General features: G+C 71.1%; 13 protein-coding genes. 5 read left to right on the top strand and 8 right to left on the bottom strand.

What is annotated here, in order from left to right; translation table 11 throughout:
* Positions 1-174: 174 nt before the first annotated feature.
* Positions 175-537: a MerR family transcriptional regulator gene (locus ACIQNG_RS20995; protein WP_401486812.1), complete on the bottom strand. Its 363-nt coding sequence runs from the start codon at positions 535-537 to the stop codon at positions 175-177.
* A 193-nt stretch (positions 538-730) separates the two neighbouring features.
* Here ACIQNG_RS20995 and ACIQNG_RS20990 point away from each other — a divergent pair, with 193 nt between their 5' ends.
* The gene (locus ACIQNG_RS20990) at positions 731-1636 is read left to right on the top strand and encodes an NADP-dependent oxidoreductase (protein ID WP_401486811.1); all 906 of its coding nucleotides are present in this window, start codon (positions 731-733) and stop codon (positions 1634-1636) included.
* A gap of 239 nt (positions 1637-1875) precedes the next feature.
* Positions 1876-2310 carry a hypothetical protein gene (locus tag ACIQNG_RS20985; RefSeq protein WP_401486809.1) on the top strand — a complete coding sequence of 145 codons (435 nt, stop codon included), beginning with the start codon at positions 1876-1878 and terminating at the stop codon, positions 2308-2310.
* Positions 2311-2506: 196 nt separating this feature from the next.
* On the opposite strand, the gene ACIQNG_RS20980 is transcribed toward ACIQNG_RS20985, so the two are convergent.
* Positions 2507-2788: a hypothetical protein gene (locus ACIQNG_RS20980; protein WP_401486808.1), complete on the bottom strand. Its 282-nt coding sequence runs from the start codon at positions 2786-2788 to the stop codon at positions 2507-2509.
* Positions 2789-3596: 808 nt separating this feature from the next.
* Between ACIQNG_RS20980 and ACIQNG_RS20975 the strand changes: the two genes are divergently transcribed.
* Positions 3597-3782: a hypothetical protein gene (locus ACIQNG_RS20975; RefSeq protein ID WP_401486806.1), complete on the top strand. Its 186-nt coding sequence runs from the start codon at positions 3597-3599 to the stop codon at positions 3780-3782.
* Between the two features lie 97 nt (positions 3783-3879).
* A complete protein-coding gene (locus ACIQNG_RS20970) occupies positions 3880-4794 on the top strand; it encodes an SDR family oxidoreductase (RefSeq protein ID WP_401486804.1) in 915 nt (304 codons plus the stop codon).
* Positions 4795-5542: 748 nt separating this feature from the next.
* On the opposite strand, the gene ACIQNG_RS20965 is transcribed toward ACIQNG_RS20970, so the two are convergent.
* On the bottom strand, positions 5543-5794 hold the full coding sequence (locus ACIQNG_RS20965; RefSeq protein ID WP_401486803.1) for a hypothetical protein: 252 nt from the start codon (positions 5792-5794) through the stop codon (positions 5543-5545).
* 189 nt (positions 5795-5983) lie between these two features.
* Between ACIQNG_RS20965 and ACIQNG_RS20960 the strand changes: the two genes are divergently transcribed.
* Positions 5984-6193 carry an AMP-binding protein gene (locus tag ACIQNG_RS20960; RefSeq protein ID WP_401486802.1) on the top strand — a complete coding sequence of 70 codons (210 nt, stop codon included), beginning with the start codon at positions 5984-5986 and terminating at the stop codon, positions 6191-6193.
* Here the strand turns inward: ACIQNG_RS20960 and ACIQNG_RS20955 are convergent.
* The 5 genes from ACIQNG_RS20955 to ACIQNG_RS20935 all read right to left on the bottom strand — a co-directional run bounded on the left by ACIQNG_RS20955 (position 6169) and on the right by ACIQNG_RS20935 (position 15115).
* On the bottom strand, positions 6169-6423 hold the full coding sequence (locus ACIQNG_RS20955; RefSeq protein WP_401435041.1) for a hypothetical protein: 255 nt from the start codon (positions 6421-6423) through the stop codon (positions 6169-6171). The two genes, ACIQNG_RS20960 and ACIQNG_RS20955, sit on opposite strands and share 25 nt — an antisense overlap.
* A gap of 215 nt (positions 6424-6638) precedes the next feature.
* A complete protein-coding gene (locus ACIQNG_RS20950; protein WP_401486801.1) occupies positions 6639-10364 on the bottom strand; it encodes a glycoside hydrolase family 2 TIM barrel-domain containing protein in 3726 nt (1241 codons plus the stop codon).
* Positions 10365-11600: 1236 nt separating this feature from the next.
* Positions 11601-12134, bottom strand: a complete 534-nt coding sequence (locus ACIQNG_RS20945) for a carboxymuconolactone decarboxylase family protein (protein ID WP_401486799.1) — start codon at positions 12132-12134, stop codon at positions 11601-11603.
* Between the two features lie 280 nt (positions 12135-12414).
* Complete coding sequence (locus ACIQNG_RS20940) at positions 12415-14058, bottom strand: flavin-containing monooxygenase (RefSeq protein WP_401486797.1); 1644 nt, start codon at positions 14056-14058, stop codon at positions 12415-12417.
* On the bottom strand, positions 14048-15115 hold the full coding sequence (locus ACIQNG_RS20935) for an alpha/beta hydrolase (RefSeq protein ID WP_401486795.1): 1068 nt from the start codon (positions 15113-15115) through the stop codon (positions 14048-14050). Before ACIQNG_RS20935 ends, ACIQNG_RS20940 begins: the two co-directional genes overlap by 11 nt.
* Positions 15116-15350: the final 235 nt, after the last annotated feature.

The following is a 15350-nucleotide window of genomic DNA, read 5'->3' as shown; positions in this document are numbered from 1 at the left end:
GGCTCCTCCGAGGCCGCCGGCCGGCCGAGCCCGTAGCGTCCCGCTCCGCCCCGCGTCGCTCCGCACCACCGCATCGACCGGGACGAAAGCCCTTCCCCCTGCGTCACCGGCCCCCGCCGACCGGGATGCGCACCCGTCCGCCGGCGACGACCGCGGTCGTCGCGGCAGTGGTCCTCACTGCCCGTGGATGCAGGTAACGGGGTCCCATGTGTTGCTGATCACGGCGTCGAGCCGCTCACGCGCAGCCATCAGGTCGGTGATCCGCTGGTCGATGCGGACCCGTTCGGCCTCCAGCCGCTCCATGAGGGCCGGGGACGCCTCACCCGACTCCACGCACGGCAGCACCTCACGCACCACCCTGCTCGGGAGACCCGCGGCGTACAGCTGTTGGATCAGCCGGACTCGGCCGACGGCGGTGTCGCAGTACCGCCGCTGGCCGCCGGGGCTGCGGCAAGCCTGGAGAAGATCCTGTTCCTCGTAGTAGCGCAGCGCCCGGACACTCACTCCCGCCCTGGCGGCGACCTCACCGATGCGCACCGGTCCCCCTTCGTCCGGGCGGCCCGCCCGACTTGCACCTGACGCCAACGTCAACTTTTAGCGTAGTCGGCGTCGGCGTCGGCGTCGGTGTTGGCGTCGGCGTCGGTGTTGGTGTCGGCATCGGCGTCCGGCGGACATTCCCCCCACCGATCTCACGAACGGCCGTACGGGCCATAGGGAAAGGCAGAACGCTATGCGCGCAGTCCGATATCACGAGTACGGCGGTGTGGAGACCCTCGTGGTCGAGGAGGTGCCGGACCCACATCCCGGGCCCGGTGAGATCCGCGTCCGCGTCACGGCGGCCGGCGTCAATCCCGTGGACTGGAAGGTCCGTTCCGGCGCGGTGCGCGAGGTGTTCCCCGTGGACCTGCCCGCGATTCCAGGGCGTGAAGTCGTCGGCGTGGTGGACGGGATGGGCGAGGGTGTGCGGGGGGTCAGCGTCGGTGACCGGGTCTTCGGGCTGGGCGGCATCACCGGCGCGACAGCGGAGCTGGTCGTGCTCTCGGCCTGGGCCCACGCGCCCGCAACCTGGACCGACGAGGAGGCGGCCGGCGCCGCTCTGGCATCCGTGACGGCGATGGGCGGCCTGGAGGTGCTCGGTCCCCTCCAGGGGCGCACCCTCCTCATCGAGGGCGCCGCCGGAGGCGTGGGCAGCGCCGCGGTCGAGATCGCGGTGGCCCGGGGTGCCACCGTGATCGGGACGGCCGGCGAGCGCAACCACGCGTTCCTCACCTCCCTCGGAGCCGTTCCCACCACCTACGGCACCGGCCTCGCGGAGCGTCTCGCCACCCTGGCTCCGGACGGTGTCGACATCGCGCTCGACACCGCGGCGTCCGGGTCCCTGGCCGATCTCGTCGCGATCGTGGGCGACCCTGCCCGCGTCTCGACCATCGCCGACTCCCTCAACGCGCCCCTCCTGGGTGTGCGTCTCGCCCACGCGGTGAACGACTCCACGCTCCTCGCCGAAGCGGCCGAACTCGGCAGGCAGGGCCGCTACACACCGCGCATCGAGCGGACCTACCCCATCGAACGGATCGCGGACGCGCACGCCCACTCCGAGCGCGGACACACGCGGGGGAAGGTCGTCGTCCGCATCTGAGCCCGTCCAGCCGTCGAGGGTTTCCCACGGCGCCGACCGCGGGGAGCCCGGCCGCTCCCTCGCCTCCGCCGCGCGGCACCACGAGGGACGGCCGCGCGTTTGGCCGGAACGAGCGTCGCCGCGTACCCCTGAGCGCGGACATACTCGCTTCGGCCTGGCCCTCCTCGCTCGCTCTCGGGCCTCTCGCACGTGTGGGAACAGTTCTCCCGACCTGGAAAGCGTCGATGAAAGGATCACCCATGCGCCCCAGAATCGCCACGGCCGCCGGTCTCGCCCTCGCCCTGGCCATCAGCGGACTCGCCCTCGCCCCGTCCGCCGTGGCCGCACCCGCCGCGTCCTCGGCCGCACCGAGCGCGACCACCCTCGCACCCGGCTTCTACGCCGGCGGCACCTGGCAGCTCCACCAGAGCAACGGACCCGTGGTCACGGTCAACCTGACGCAGGACAGCAGCGGGCGGCTCTACGGCAGCGGATACTACGGCGGTACCTCCGGAACCATCGAGTACGGCGCGGTGGTGGACGGCACGTCCATCACCTTCGTCCTGAGCTGGTCGAACGGGGCCAGAGGCAGATACACCGGCAACCTGGGCGCCGACCGACGGCTCTCCGGCATCACGTTCGACCTGAACCGCCCCTCTAACCAGGCGTCGTGGTCGACCACGCGCACCTTCTAGACCGTCGCGGGGCGGGACGCCCGGACTGGGGAGGCCGTAGGTGTCCTCACGCCCTCCCTTCCGGTGCGTCCCCGCAGTTGTCCGTGGCGACCGGAACGTGAGACCCGTCGGGGCGTCGAAAGAGGTCGGACAGGAAGAGATGACAGATCGTATGCCCGAGGGTCCACTGGTGCGGGTGACGGAACGGAACCTTCGTTCACGGCACTCCCTCCCACGACCCGATGGGGATGATCTCTTGCTCACCGACCGATCCGCCTCCTCCGACTGTCCCGACGAGCCCAGGCTCAGAATCGGCGAGCGCAGCTTCCGCTCCCGGCTCATCGTCGGCATCGAGCAGTACGAGTCCGTGCCCGCGGTGGAGGACGTCCTGACCGTCACCGGTGCCGACGTCTTCATCACCACGGTCGATCCCGATGATCGCAGCGGCCTGCTGCTCTCCGACCCCGACCAAGTCCTGGACCTCGACCGCCGCGACCACCGCCGGGCGACTCGTGCACGAGTCGGGCCCGAGCCGGTGTCTCGGCGCCGGCTGGGCGTGGAGCCGATCGTGTGCGGCGCGCGGTCGGTGGGCGACGGGAGGAGATGCACGGTGATCGGCTGTGTGGCGGCCGTCTCCACGGAGGGGTTTCCACGGTGGCATGAAGTCCGTGGGGGGTTGCCCCGCACGCCACGGTGTCAGCGACACGGGTGCGCGCGCGGTCGTGGGCCGCGCTGTCGTCCGAGACGCTCACGCCGGTTGCCGTCTGCTTGGTACGACGATCGTCTGGTGGATGCCGGTGTCGGGCTGTCTGAGGTGCCGCGGCAACGGTGCCGTGTCGCGGGGGAGGTGAGCGGTCCACGGCTCCGCCGCGTTCGTCGGGTCGTCGTGCTCGGCCGTGTCGACCAGGACAGGGGTGGTCTCTTGCTCCCGCGATCGGCTCGGTGTCGACGCGAGTTCGTGGACGGGCAGCGTCGGCGGGGCGATGGTGACTGGCGCCGCCGGTGGAGCCGGGGTTCCGGTGACCAGGGAGGCGATGAGGCGTCCTTCGGATGCGTCCTTGCCAGTGTCGGCGAGGCGCTCGGTGGCCCCCGCCGTGCGCAGGTTCGACGCCGCAGACGTACCGACGACGCACCCCCGTGCCGACGGCGAGTGCCGAACGCACCCGCCTCAACCGACCTTCGGACCCCAGGGGCGGACACGGACCGCCACGCGGTGGAGTCGGTGTGGGGGGAGCGGCCGGGGCCGACGCCGCCTGCGCACGACGCCTGTTACCTGGGCGGCATCCGCCTCGCCTGCGCCGTCATCGATGAATGCGCCGACATCTGAGACCCATCGGTACTCGGGCGACGTTGCGTACGCCTCGGAGGAGCCTCGCGTCAACGGCCTCCTCCAGGACTGGGCGCTGAACCCGGAAGGCGAGCTGACCGAGCGGGTGCGGCAGGACCTGGACGCCGTGCTCAGCGCGTGGCGCGGCCCGGTGGACGCCCCCTGAGCCACCGGCCGCGCCGGTCGGACGCGTGAGCACCCGAGCCCACGCGGAATCCGATCGACCACCATGGATCCGATCACGTGAGTGGAGATGACACACGATGAAGCCCTCACTCGAAGGCAAGGTCGCAGTCGTCAGCGGAGCGACCCGCGGTTGCGGGCGGGCGATCGCCGTCGAACTCGGAGCACTGGGAGCGACCGTGTTCGCGGCCGGCCGCACCACCCGCGCCCGTCGCAGCGAGATGAACCGGCCGGAGACCATCGAGGAGACCGCCGAACTGGTCTCCGAGGCCGGCGGAACGGGCGTGGCGGTCCGCTGCGACTTCCTCGACCAGAAGGACGTCGACGCCTTGCGCGACCGGGTCGTCGCCGAAGCAGGCGGCACGGTCGACATCCTCATAGACGACGTGTGGGGCGGGGATCCGTTCATCGACTGGGACACACCGTTCTGGGAGCAGGACATCGAACGGTCCGTTCGCGTCTGGCGAGGCGGCCTTGAGACCCATCTGCGGACCCTGCACGCGCTGCTGCCGTTGGTGACGGCCGCGCCGGGCGGCCTGGTGGTCGAGGTGACCGACGGCGTCTCCGACGGCAACTCCGGTTCGCTGGTGTACGACCAGGTGAAGGCGGGCGTACGGCGTCTGGCCTCGGGGTTGTCCGAGCAGTTGCCGAGGCACGGGACCACCGCGTTCGCGGCCACCCCCGGCTTCCTCCGCTCCGAGGCGATGCTCGACCATTTCGGGGTCACCGAGGACACCTGGCGCGACGGCGTCAAGAAGGATCCGCACTTCGTGCTCTCGGAGACCCCGCGCCTGCTCGGCCGCGGTATCGCCGCGCTGGCCGCGGACGACGGCAAGGCCCGCTGGAACGGCCGTGTCGTCACCTCGTACGCCCTCGCCGACGCCTACGACCTGAAGGACGTGGACGGTACCCGACCCGACTGGCCACGCTGGCTGGACGAGGTGGTCGCCGGCGGCCTGGACCCGAACACGGTGGACCCCGCCGAATACCGCTGAACCCACCGTCGACCCGCCGACGGAACCACCCGAGTACCCCGACCTCGCGTCGGGCCCCTCTTCCAGGCGACGGTGCTGTTGGCGGAGGACGACGACAGGGCGCCGGTCCGGTTGGTGGTCCGCGTGCACCACAGTGTGGCCGGCCTGTGGAGCGTAGGCGTCCTGATGCCGGAGTTGTTCCGGCTCTACGCCCAGGACCCCGCGCTGCCCCCGGCGACCCCCTGCTCCACAGGCCCGCGGTGCCCCAACGCCTGTAGCGCGCACGGCACTTCTGGGCGGACCTGTGGGCGGACGGGCACGTGACCACGAACCTCCCGCGCGCCACCGCGCCCCCCCCGCACCACCCGGCAAGTCCCGATCCGTCCGCCGGGTCCCCGTCGACCTCGGGGAGAGGCGCACCACGGCCCTGCGCGCCTTCGCCAAGGACGGCGGAACGTCCCGCTACTCGCTGCTGTTCGCCGTGCAGGCCCTCGCACTCGCCTGCTTCGGCCACACCTCCAGGACACCCTTGTCCGTGTCCATGAACGCGCGCACCGGTGCCGACAGCCGGGCCGTCGGCTATGGGCTCTCCACCGCTGTCCTGCCCGTCGACCGCGTCAGGTACGGCCCGCGACCACGTTCGGCGTGTCCCTCACCTGCTCCGTGGGGCGCTCGCCCACCGGTGCCTCGGCCGTCCGGACCTGGTCGCCCCGGACACCGGCGAGACGGGCGTACGCATGCCGGCGCCGGAAGCCACCCTGGCCGTGTCCTAGGACCCGCCGGGGACCGAGGGCGTGGGCTCCGCGCTGCTGACCCGGGCGGACATCCCGCTCGGCGGACTCACGGAGCGGACGGTCGTACCGCCCGTCAGCGTGGGACCGTGGCACCTGGCCACGGCACTCCCCGACGACGCCGGGCGACGCAGGGCTTCATCGACGGCGACCCGGCGCACCACCCGGCATGGCTTGCCGAGCGCCTCGCGGACCTGCTGCCCGTGGTCCTCGACGCCCTGATCACCCACCCCGAGAAGTCCTGGCACAGCTTGACATCAGCTCCCCGGCCCAGCGGGAACCCCTCGACCGAATCACTCTGGCCCACCGCACCACCGAGGTCGTCACCGGCGCCCGCTGCGCCGCCGTGATCACCGACGACAGCACCCACGACCAGCCGTACCCTGCCCAGTCGGCCGGACACACCGCCGCTCCCCGGCATGGAACCGTCCGTCGGCCCCGACGACCCGGCCTATCTGATGTTCACGTCCGACTCGACCGGCCGCCCCAAAGGAGCTGCGATCGCCCACCACTCCGCCGTCAACCTGATCCGGTCGGCCGGTCCGCGGGCCCTGCCCGGGTGTCCGGCAGGGCCCGCGGACTCACACGGGTGGGGTCAGCGCGGTCAGTCGGTCCGGGTCCCCCGGTAGGCGACGGGTCCCTCGTTCGGGAACTGAGCGGTCCCCTGGAACGAGTCGCCGTTGTCGAAGAAGGTGACGCTGCCGTTTCCCGCGTCGCCGGACCAGGTGACCGTCGTTCCGGTCGGGGGAGCACCCTCTGAGGGAACGGCATCCGAGCGGTTGGCGATGGAAAGGCTCAGCGGCTGGTCCGGCTGCCATCCGCCGCCACCCGTGTGAATCTCGGTCTGGTACGTCGCCATGTCTTCTCCTTGTGTCCGGCACGGGCTCGGCTGGGTCGGCGCGGCCCGGGGAGCGGACGCCCCGCCCCTGCACCACACTCACGTACCCAAGGACCCACGGGCATCGCCTCCGGACCGAAACCACCCCTTCTGCTGATCGGCTGCCTCACCTGTGCGGTTGCGCCGCCGGGCACGGACGCCGCCCGGCACGGGCACCGGGCATTGCCGAGGCGGGGTCAGGGCAGCAGCCGGATACGGGCCGTGGTCGGCCGGCCCGGTTCCAGGGTGATCGGCGGGTCGGTGTGGTTGCCCCATGCGAGGTCCGGGTAGGTGAGTCCCGCGTTCACGATGAGGTCCACTCCGGACGTCGGTTCGTACAGGTCGGCTTCCAGTGTCTCGAAGGCGTCGAAGGACACGTACGCGTCGGTGGCGGAGGCGTTCTTGTCGCCGGTGACCCTGACCGTGACGGTGTGCTCGCCGTCCCTCAGGTCCGTCCGCTGGAACACCTTCTGCTGGTACTGCTTGCTTCCCGCGTGGAGGTCCACGCGGACCGGGCGCCCGCCGTCGACCGTGATCTCGGCGATGCCCTGGTTCGGACCCTTGGGGCAGATGACCCGGATGCCCGTGCCCCGGAAGGCGGTGGTGGCGCTGTCGCCCGCCGTCCGGCTGTACGACTCGGTCCGGTTCAGGTCGCCACCGGTCCAGGGCTGGGACGCGTCCGCGTGCGTCCACGTGCCGTCGTAGGCGATGTGCTGTGAGGTGTCGTCGATGAGCGGGTCGATCACGCGGAACGCGTCGACGAGGGCATAGGCGCCCTTCGTCCACTTGCCCTTTTCTCCGGTGCACTCGACCTTGATCGTGTGCCGGCCGTAGGGCAGGGGCGTACTGCGGAAGACGAGCTGGGCGGGGGACTTCCCGGGGCCGTAGAGGTCGATGGAGCGGGCGGGTTCCCCGTCGATGTACACCTTGACGATGCCCAGGTTCTCGGCCAGGGCCGAGTAGAGGCCGACCCCGGTGCCGGTGAACGCCAGCTCCGCCGTCGCCCCGGCCGCGTCGGTGAAGGACTCCGTGCCGAAGAGGTCTCCGACGGTGTATCCGGCGCTGATGTCGGCATGGGTCCACGCGCCCGTGTACACGATGTCCGGCGACGTGTCGTCGACGAGGGGAGCCTGGGCGGGGGCCAGGCGGACGCCGTCCCGGCCGCCGGACTCGACCTGCACCCCCGGACCGGACGCCCCCGCGGTGGCCTTCGCCAGCCGTACGTTCGCCTTGGCGCTGCGGAAGTCGTTGGTCCAGTGGGTGGCGCTGTCCTTGCCGTTCAGGAAGTAGCTGTGGGTGTCATGGGCCCAGGGCCAGGCCGGTCGGGTGCCGTAGCCGTCGGTGCCCGATGTCCGGGTGCGGGCCGCGGTGCCGGAGGGTCGTCCGATGTGGTCGTCGGGGTACACCGTCCACTGCGCGTCCCGGTCCCACGTCAGCGTGTCCGTCCTGGCGGAGAGGCCGAAGCGGATACCGACGTCGGTGACCGGTGCCGAGGGCGGGTTCGCGATCGTGTACGTCGTGGTCAGCAGACCGCGGCCGTCCACGGACAGGACGATCGTGGTGTCCAGGGCGCCGAAACGACCGGTCAGGGTGACGACCGCCTGCCCGCCGTCGGTGGTGACGGTGGCGGATGTGCCGGTCCACCGGCCGGGAACCGCGCGTGAGAGCACCAGGTCCGGGCCGCCGCCGAGGACCTTCCTGCCGCCCGCGGTGGCCTCGGTGAGGCGGGCGGTCCCCTTGTCGAAGGCGACGGTGAAAGGCGAGTCGACACCCGACACGGTGATCGTGTCCGTCGTCTCCCGGACGGCGGGTGCGATGCCCCCGGGGGCGGGCAGGGGCGGCGCCTTCCGGGTGTTGAGCCACAGCCGGTACTCGTCGACGAGCGCCGCACCGCGGCGGAACGTCAGCTGAAGTGTGTCACCGGAAGCCCAGGCCCCGGCCGGGACGGTGAGGATGCCGGCCTGTCGTTGCGGGATACGCACCTCGGTGAGGGTCCCGGACCGTGTGCCGATCCTCCAGGTGATGGTCAGCTCGCCGAGGTCGCTGTGGTCGTACCAGTTCTGGACGGGGACCGGTATCGCCGCTCCTGGGGTCAGTCCCGACAGGACGCCGTCGGTGATCCGTACCGGGGAGAACGCCTTCTTGGTCAGCCAGAACTCGGGCTTGGGCCGCCGCCACAGGTCGATGACCCCCCACTCGCCGTAGCCGACCGGCCCGGCGGGCAGGTGGAACACCTCATCGACGGCCGCCCAGACGGCGCCGCCGACGACGCCGTCCGTGGTGCGGAACTTCTCCGCGAACCTGTCGATGCTGCGGCCCCAGACGTCCCGCACGCCGGGGTCGGCTGCCAGCGTGCCGACGTTGTAGCACGCGACGTGGGCGAACTCCCCGTACTGGATGGGCTGGTTCCTGTTTCCGTTCGCGTTCCCCGGACTGGGGTAGTGGCCGGAGTAGATGTCGGTCTGGTCGCCGCCGTTGTGCTGCTGGACATCCTCGAAGACCGTCGGGCGCGAGGCGTCGGTCTTGTGCGCGTAGGTGTTCTCCGCGGCGAAGTTGCGCCCCATCCCGCTCTCGTTGCCGACGGACCACTCGATCACGCTCGGGTGGCTCCGGTCGCGCTCGATCATCTCGGCGAACTGCGTCATGTACTGGTCGGTGTAGGCGGGGTCGTCGACCGTGTGGTACTGGAAGCAGACCGGCGCCTCCTCCTCCACGTAGAGCCCGATGCGGTCGGCCGCCTCCAACAGCGCGGTGGTCGGCGGGTAGTGGGAGGTACGGATGAGGTTGCAGTTCGCCTCCTTGTAGAGCCGGACGGTCTGCTCCTCCGTGGCCGCGTCCGCCGACCGGCCCCGTGTCCCGGTCATGCTGTGGTGGCAGACGCCGAGCAGGTGCACCGGCTTGCCGTTGACGAGCAGTCGGTTGCCGTCCACCTCGACCTGTCGGAAGCCGATGGCCCGCGACACCGTCTGTGTCACACCGTCGGCGGTGAACGTCGCGCGCAGGGTGTAGAGGTTCGGGTGCTCCGCGTCCCACTTGAGCGGCGCCTTCACCGGGATGGCCGCCGAAGCCTGGGGAGTCGTGGCCGACAAGGCGATACGGGACGGAGTGAGGCGAACCGACCGGCCCGCTGCGTCGGTGAGCCGGAGGTCGACGGTGCCGCTCCCGCCGGCCGACAGCGCGGCAGCGGCGGTCACGGTGAGCGTGGCGTCGGTGTAGGAGGCGTCGAACGTCGTGTCCACGTGCAGCCGGGTGAGAGGGGAGACCGGCAGCGCCACGAGCGTCACATCGCGCAGGATCCCGCCGATGGTGTGCTGGGCGTACTCTGACTGGCCCGAAATGCTGTCGGGACGGTCGGTGACGCCCAAGGTCACGGTCGCCCGGGCGCCCGGCGTGACCAGCGGGGTGATGTCGGCGTACCAGGTGGTGAAGCCGCCGTCATGGGTCCGGACAGCCGTGCCGTTGACCCACAGACGGGCGAAGCTGTAGACGCCGTCGAAACGCAGCAGGATCTTGCGGCCCGCGAAGTCCGCGGGCACGGCCACCTCGACGGAGTACGCGCATTCGGTGCCGGAGGGCACGGCGTGGCCCTGCAGCGCGGGTTCCCCCGGAACGCTGATCTCGGCCCAGGAAGAGGCGTCGGTGCCGTTCGTCCAGAAGGACGCCGGCGGTTCGGTCGTGTACCGCCAGCCGGAGGCGAGGGGGATGCGTGGTCTGGCCACGCCCGAGACGGTGTCGGGAAGTGGCGGAAGGAGAGGCGGCGCGGTGGCCGCGCCCGCCGGTCCGGCGAGGAGGGTGTCCCCGGCGACGGCGATGACTCCCGCGGCGGCGAGTCCCCTGAGCGCACTGCGTCGGGAGAGCGGCTCGGACGTCGTCGGCTCCGGGTCGGGGGAAGGTGTCGCGGTGTGGCGCGGGGGAGGGGTCACGGTCCGACCTTTCTCGGCAATCAGGCTTCGGCCACGAAGGAGAAGGATCTTGCGGCGGGCGGCGGGCGGCGGGCGGCGGGCGGCGAGCGGCGAGCGGCGGGCGGCGAACGGCGGGCGGCGGGCGGTGTGTCCACGTCCTGCGACCCGCACCGCCGCGCCCGTCGCTCGGCAGCGTCTGTGAGCCGTCGTCGTCGCGGCGCGTCGCGACGATGCCAGCGGGATTCGGTGGTGCGACTGATGCAGTGTTTACGTAAACACTGCAGTGACGTGATGAGTGTGGAAGCACGTCCGCGGACATGTCAAGGCTCGGGTGGTGCCCCTCGTGGAGGGCACGGCCGCGGCCTGTCGGGCGCGGCAGCCGGGTGCGCGCGGCCGGTCGGCAGGGCCTTCGCCCGGTCGATCCGACGGCGTGTCACGTACACCGTGGGTGAGAGGCCCGGTGATTCGGCGGGCGGCGGCCCTGGTGCGGGTGTCGCGGGACGCCGCCGACTCCCGGGCGATGGCACCGATCCGCACCGGACCGTCGACGGGGTCGAGCGGGTGCAGGGCGCGGTGGCCGTCAGTTGGGGGCGCGGCGGTCGATGTCGTACCGGGCGCGCCTTGGATCTGTGGACCTGCGCCGACCGCCGGCCCTGGATCGTGGGGGGAAGCGCCGCCGAAGGTGTTCACAAGCGCGCAAGCGTTCAACGCGTGCACACGCTTCTTCTCCCCAGGGGGTGTTCCCGGTGAAGCCGAGGCAAGTAGTACAGAGGTACGTGCCGACGCGCCACTGCTTCCCGGACAGCCGGGCTGTGCGCTGGGACACCCCGTACACAGGGGTGCGCCGACACGGGGAGCGAGCGCTCGGGCCGTCATGGCCGTGAGGGCGCGCTGTCGGCCCGGCGCCGCCGGGTTCGCGCATCGGGCCGGCTGCCGGCGGCTCGTCGCGGAGTGAACGGACATCCACCCGCCTGGAGAAGAAGCATGGTGTTGACATCGATCACAGCGTGGACACCGGCCACGGTGTCGGCTCGGGCCGCGGCACGGATCATGGCGTACGTCGCCACGGGGAACGCGCCCGGTAGCGCCACCGGTGGTGGCTGTTTCAGGCCAACATCGTCTCCCGTACCGCGTACCCGTGCTTCTCCGGGTGGCCCGCCACCGGTGACACCGAGTCACCGGGGTGAGGGTGGTCGCGGGCCTTGATCCACGCCGTTCCGCTCTCCGGCGGAGATTCGGAAATCCACGCCCGAAGCATCAGTCGCCGGAGCTGGGCTGTGCGTCGACCTCTTTCCACGGGTCGATGTCGACCGCGGTCCCGTTGAGCAGCCCGGCGACCATCACGTAGTAGCCGACAAGCATGATTAATTCTGTCAGCTGACGTTCCGGATACCGGATGCGTGCTGCCTCGAAAACGTCGATTTCAATCGTCCTGGAAAGGAGGAGACTGCTGGCGACAGTGAGTGCGGAGATCTCCGCTTCGTCGAAATACTCACCGCCATGGTGCCCGGCGGAAATCGCGTCGAGTTGCGTCCGCGTGACTCCGGCATCGAGTGCGATCGGTGTGTGCTGTACGGCCATGTACGCGCATTCCGTTTCTGTGGCCACAGCCATGATGACCAATTCACGGGTGCTCGGTGACAAGGAGGACCCGGTCAGAAGTATGAGGCCGAGATCCGCGGTCGGGCCGACCAGATCGGGAGCGTGGGAGAGCATCTTGAAGACATTCAATGGAACCGGAAGCCGGCTGACGACGTCCGGCAGCCTTTCCGGGTAGGGGATACGTGCCATGTTCTCGCCCGCCTCTTCTGTTCGGTCGGATTCTGTTCGGTCGGATCAATCGTTCTGCCGCTCGTCACATCCGGCGTCGCCGTCCGCTCGCGGCCTGTCGTCCGGCGCGCTGGGGCCGCTGGGGCCGGTGGGGCCGGTGGGGCCGTTGGCGCCGGGCCTGGTGCTCGGGCCGCCCGGTGTCCCCGTCCCTGTAGCGGCGCCGATGGCGGTCGGCGGTGACGGTCGCTCCCGCCACCGCCGCCCCTGTCCCGTCTTCCGGGCCGGGCCTTCGTGGCCTTCGTCAGGTGACGATGAAGCCTCGGTAGCCGTCGTCGGCGACGGCATCGCACGTGTCGCGGTAGCTCTTCAAGCCGCCCGGGTAGGGCATGAAGACCCGGGGCTTCCCCGCGACATTGGCACCGGTCCACCACGACGCCGCGCGGGGCAGCAGGGTCGCCGCGCTGAGCGCGTCCACGTGGGCCGTCCAGGCCGTCTCCGCTTCGTCGGCCGCCTCGAGGGACACAGCCGCGCGCCGGGACAGCCACTGGATGGCGTCGGCGATCCAGTCGACGTGCTGCTCGATGGAGACGATCATGTTGCTGAGCACCGAGGGGCTGCCCGGCCCGGTGATCAGGAACAGGTTCGGGAACCCCGCGACAGCCAGACCCAGGTAGGTGCGGGGGCCGTTGGCCCAGGCCGCCCGCAGTGTTCGGCCCGCGCGCCCGCGGATGTCGAGGGCGAGCAGGGCACCGGTCATGGCGTCGAAACCGGTCGCCAGGACGATGCTGTCCACCCGGTGTTCGTCCGCGGTGGTGACGATGCTGTTCCGGGTGACGCGGACCAGCGGGCTGGAGCGCAGATCCACCAGCGCGACATGGGAACGGTTGAAGGTGTCGTAGTAGCCGCTGTCCAGGCACAGGCGCTTGGTGCCGAAGGGATGGTGTCGCGGCGTCAGCCGATCCGCGGTGGCCGGGTCGCGGATCGCCTCACGGATACGGGCCCGGACGTAGTCCCCGGCCGTCTCGTTCGCCGATTCGTCGGTGATCAGGTCGCTGTAGGTGTCGGAGAAACCGAACAGGCTGCCCGCGTCCCACGCGGCCCCGTAGCGCGCCGCACGCTCCTCGGGGCTCGCGGCGAGGGCGGAGCCACTGGGGGTGTCCGGGGCCTGAGGGACACCGAACGCGGAGTTCCGGGCCAGCTCGCGAAGGTGTGGATAGCGCTTCTTGACCCGGGTCAGCTCGGCCGGGTCCAGCGGCCGGTTGCGGGCGGGCAGCGAGAAGTTCGGCGTGCGCTGGAACACCGTGAGCCGCGCGGCCTGGTCGGCGATCAGCGGGATCGCCTGGATGGCGGAGGAGCCCGTACCGATGACGGCGACCCGTCGGCCGCTGAAGTCGACGCCCTCGTGCGGCCAGCGTGCCGTCCGGTGGACGGAGCCGCCGAAGTCGTCAAGTCCCTCCAGACCGGGCGATTGACTGCGGGAGAGACATCCGGTGGCCATGACGCAGTACGAGGCCGTCAGCGTCGTTCCGTCGTGCGTGCGGATCCGCCAGCCGCCAGCGGCCTCGTCGTAGTGGGCCGCCGTGACCCGGGTGTTGAGGCGGATGTCCCGGCGCAGATCGAAGCGGTCGGCCACATGCTCCAGGTAGCGCAGGATCTCCGGCTGGCCGGCGTAGCGCTCGGTCCATTGCCACTCCTGCTGCAGCTCGGGGCTGAAGGAGTAGGAGTAGAACACGCTCTCCACGTCGCAGCGGGCGCCCGGGTAGCGGTTCCAGTACCAGGTGCCTCCCACCCCGTCGGCCGCCTCCAGGACGAGGGTGCGTGCTCCCAGACCGCGCAGCCGGTGCAGCGCGTACAGCCCGGCCAGACCCGCGCCGACCACGATGACGTCGTACGCACCGGCACCCCGCGCGGGCCCCGGGCGGTTGAGTCGATCCTCACCGGACATCGGCGGAACCTCCTCCCGGGACAGGGCGGACGGCCGCCGGCCCACACCGAGGGTCAGGTTCGCGCAGCGGGCCCGGCCCGTACAGACGGTCAGGCTCGTGGAGAGGGTCCGGCCCGTACAGAGGGCCCGGCCCGTGCACATCGACGGGGCCCCGCCCCTCACCTGAACCCTGTCCCTCACCCGAGCCCTGTCCCTCACCCGAGCCCTGTCCCTCACCCGAGCCCTGTCCCTCACCCGAGCCCCGCCCCTCACCGGCGCTCTCTCCCTCACCGGTGTGCGCGGACCGGGCCGGCAGACGGGCGTGGATCCTCTCGACCACATGGTCGAGCGCGCGTTCACTGCCCGGCAGCAGTCCGATCATTGTGAAGAAGCCGTGCATCTGGCCTTCGAAGCGGCGCAGCCCCACCGGAACCCCGGCCTCGCGCAGCCGCTCGGCGTACGCCTCCCCCTCATCGCGGAGGACGTCGTGCTCGGCGGTGATGATCTCGGCGGGGGCCAGGCCGGAGAGGTCCGCGGCACGCAGGGGGGAAGCGGCCGGGGTCCGGCGCACTGAGGCGTCGGGGACGTAGCAGTCCCAGAAGCGGATCATCAGGTCGCGGCTCAGCAGGAGCTGGTTCTCCGGGTCGCGGTAGGACGGGGTCTCCGGATCGCAGTCCATGGCCGGGTAGACCAGGATCTGCAGCGCGAGGGCCGGACCGCCGTCGTCGCGGGCGCGCTGCGCCACCACGGCGGCGAGGTTCCCGCCCGCGCTGTCCCCCGCGACGACAAGCGGCACCGGCCCTCCCGCGATCTCCGTGCGGTGGGCGTCGGCCCAGCGCAGGGCCGCTACGCAGTCGTCGACCGCGGCGGGGTGGGGGTGTTCGGGCGCGAGCCGGTAGCCGGCCAGGACCACGGCACAGCCGCTTCGCCTGGCCAGCGCCCGGCCCAGCGGTTCGACGTCCGCCGGCTCACCCATGATCCAGCCGCCGCCGTGGAAATAGACGATCACGGCCCGCGGATCTTCGTGCGGAATCAGGATCCTGAGCCGCAGACGGCTCCCGGCAGGGCCCGCTTCCATGTCCCGCGTCTGTGCCATCGGAGGGCCGGCGGGCTGCTGCATTTCTTTCCGTAGAAGGACGCTCTGGCGCCTGGCCGCTACGGGAGTACATTCATCCAGGGCCCTTCCCCCGATCCGGGCCATCATTCCAAGAAATTGTGCTGTTGCTTGGTCGAGAGCCATGAACACCTCGCTGTGATCGGCATACGATCTTTCTCTTTGGACGCTAGGAGAGGTTCCGCTTCCGGTCAATGCA

The organism is Streptomyces sp. NPDC091377 (assembly GCF_044757045.1).
In the GTDB taxonomy this organism is placed as follows: domain Bacteria; phylum Actinomycetota; class Actinomycetes; order Streptomycetales; family Streptomycetaceae; genus Streptomyces.
Note: the sequence above shows the minus strand (reverse complement) of the source record. Positions and strands in the feature narration are given on the sequence as shown.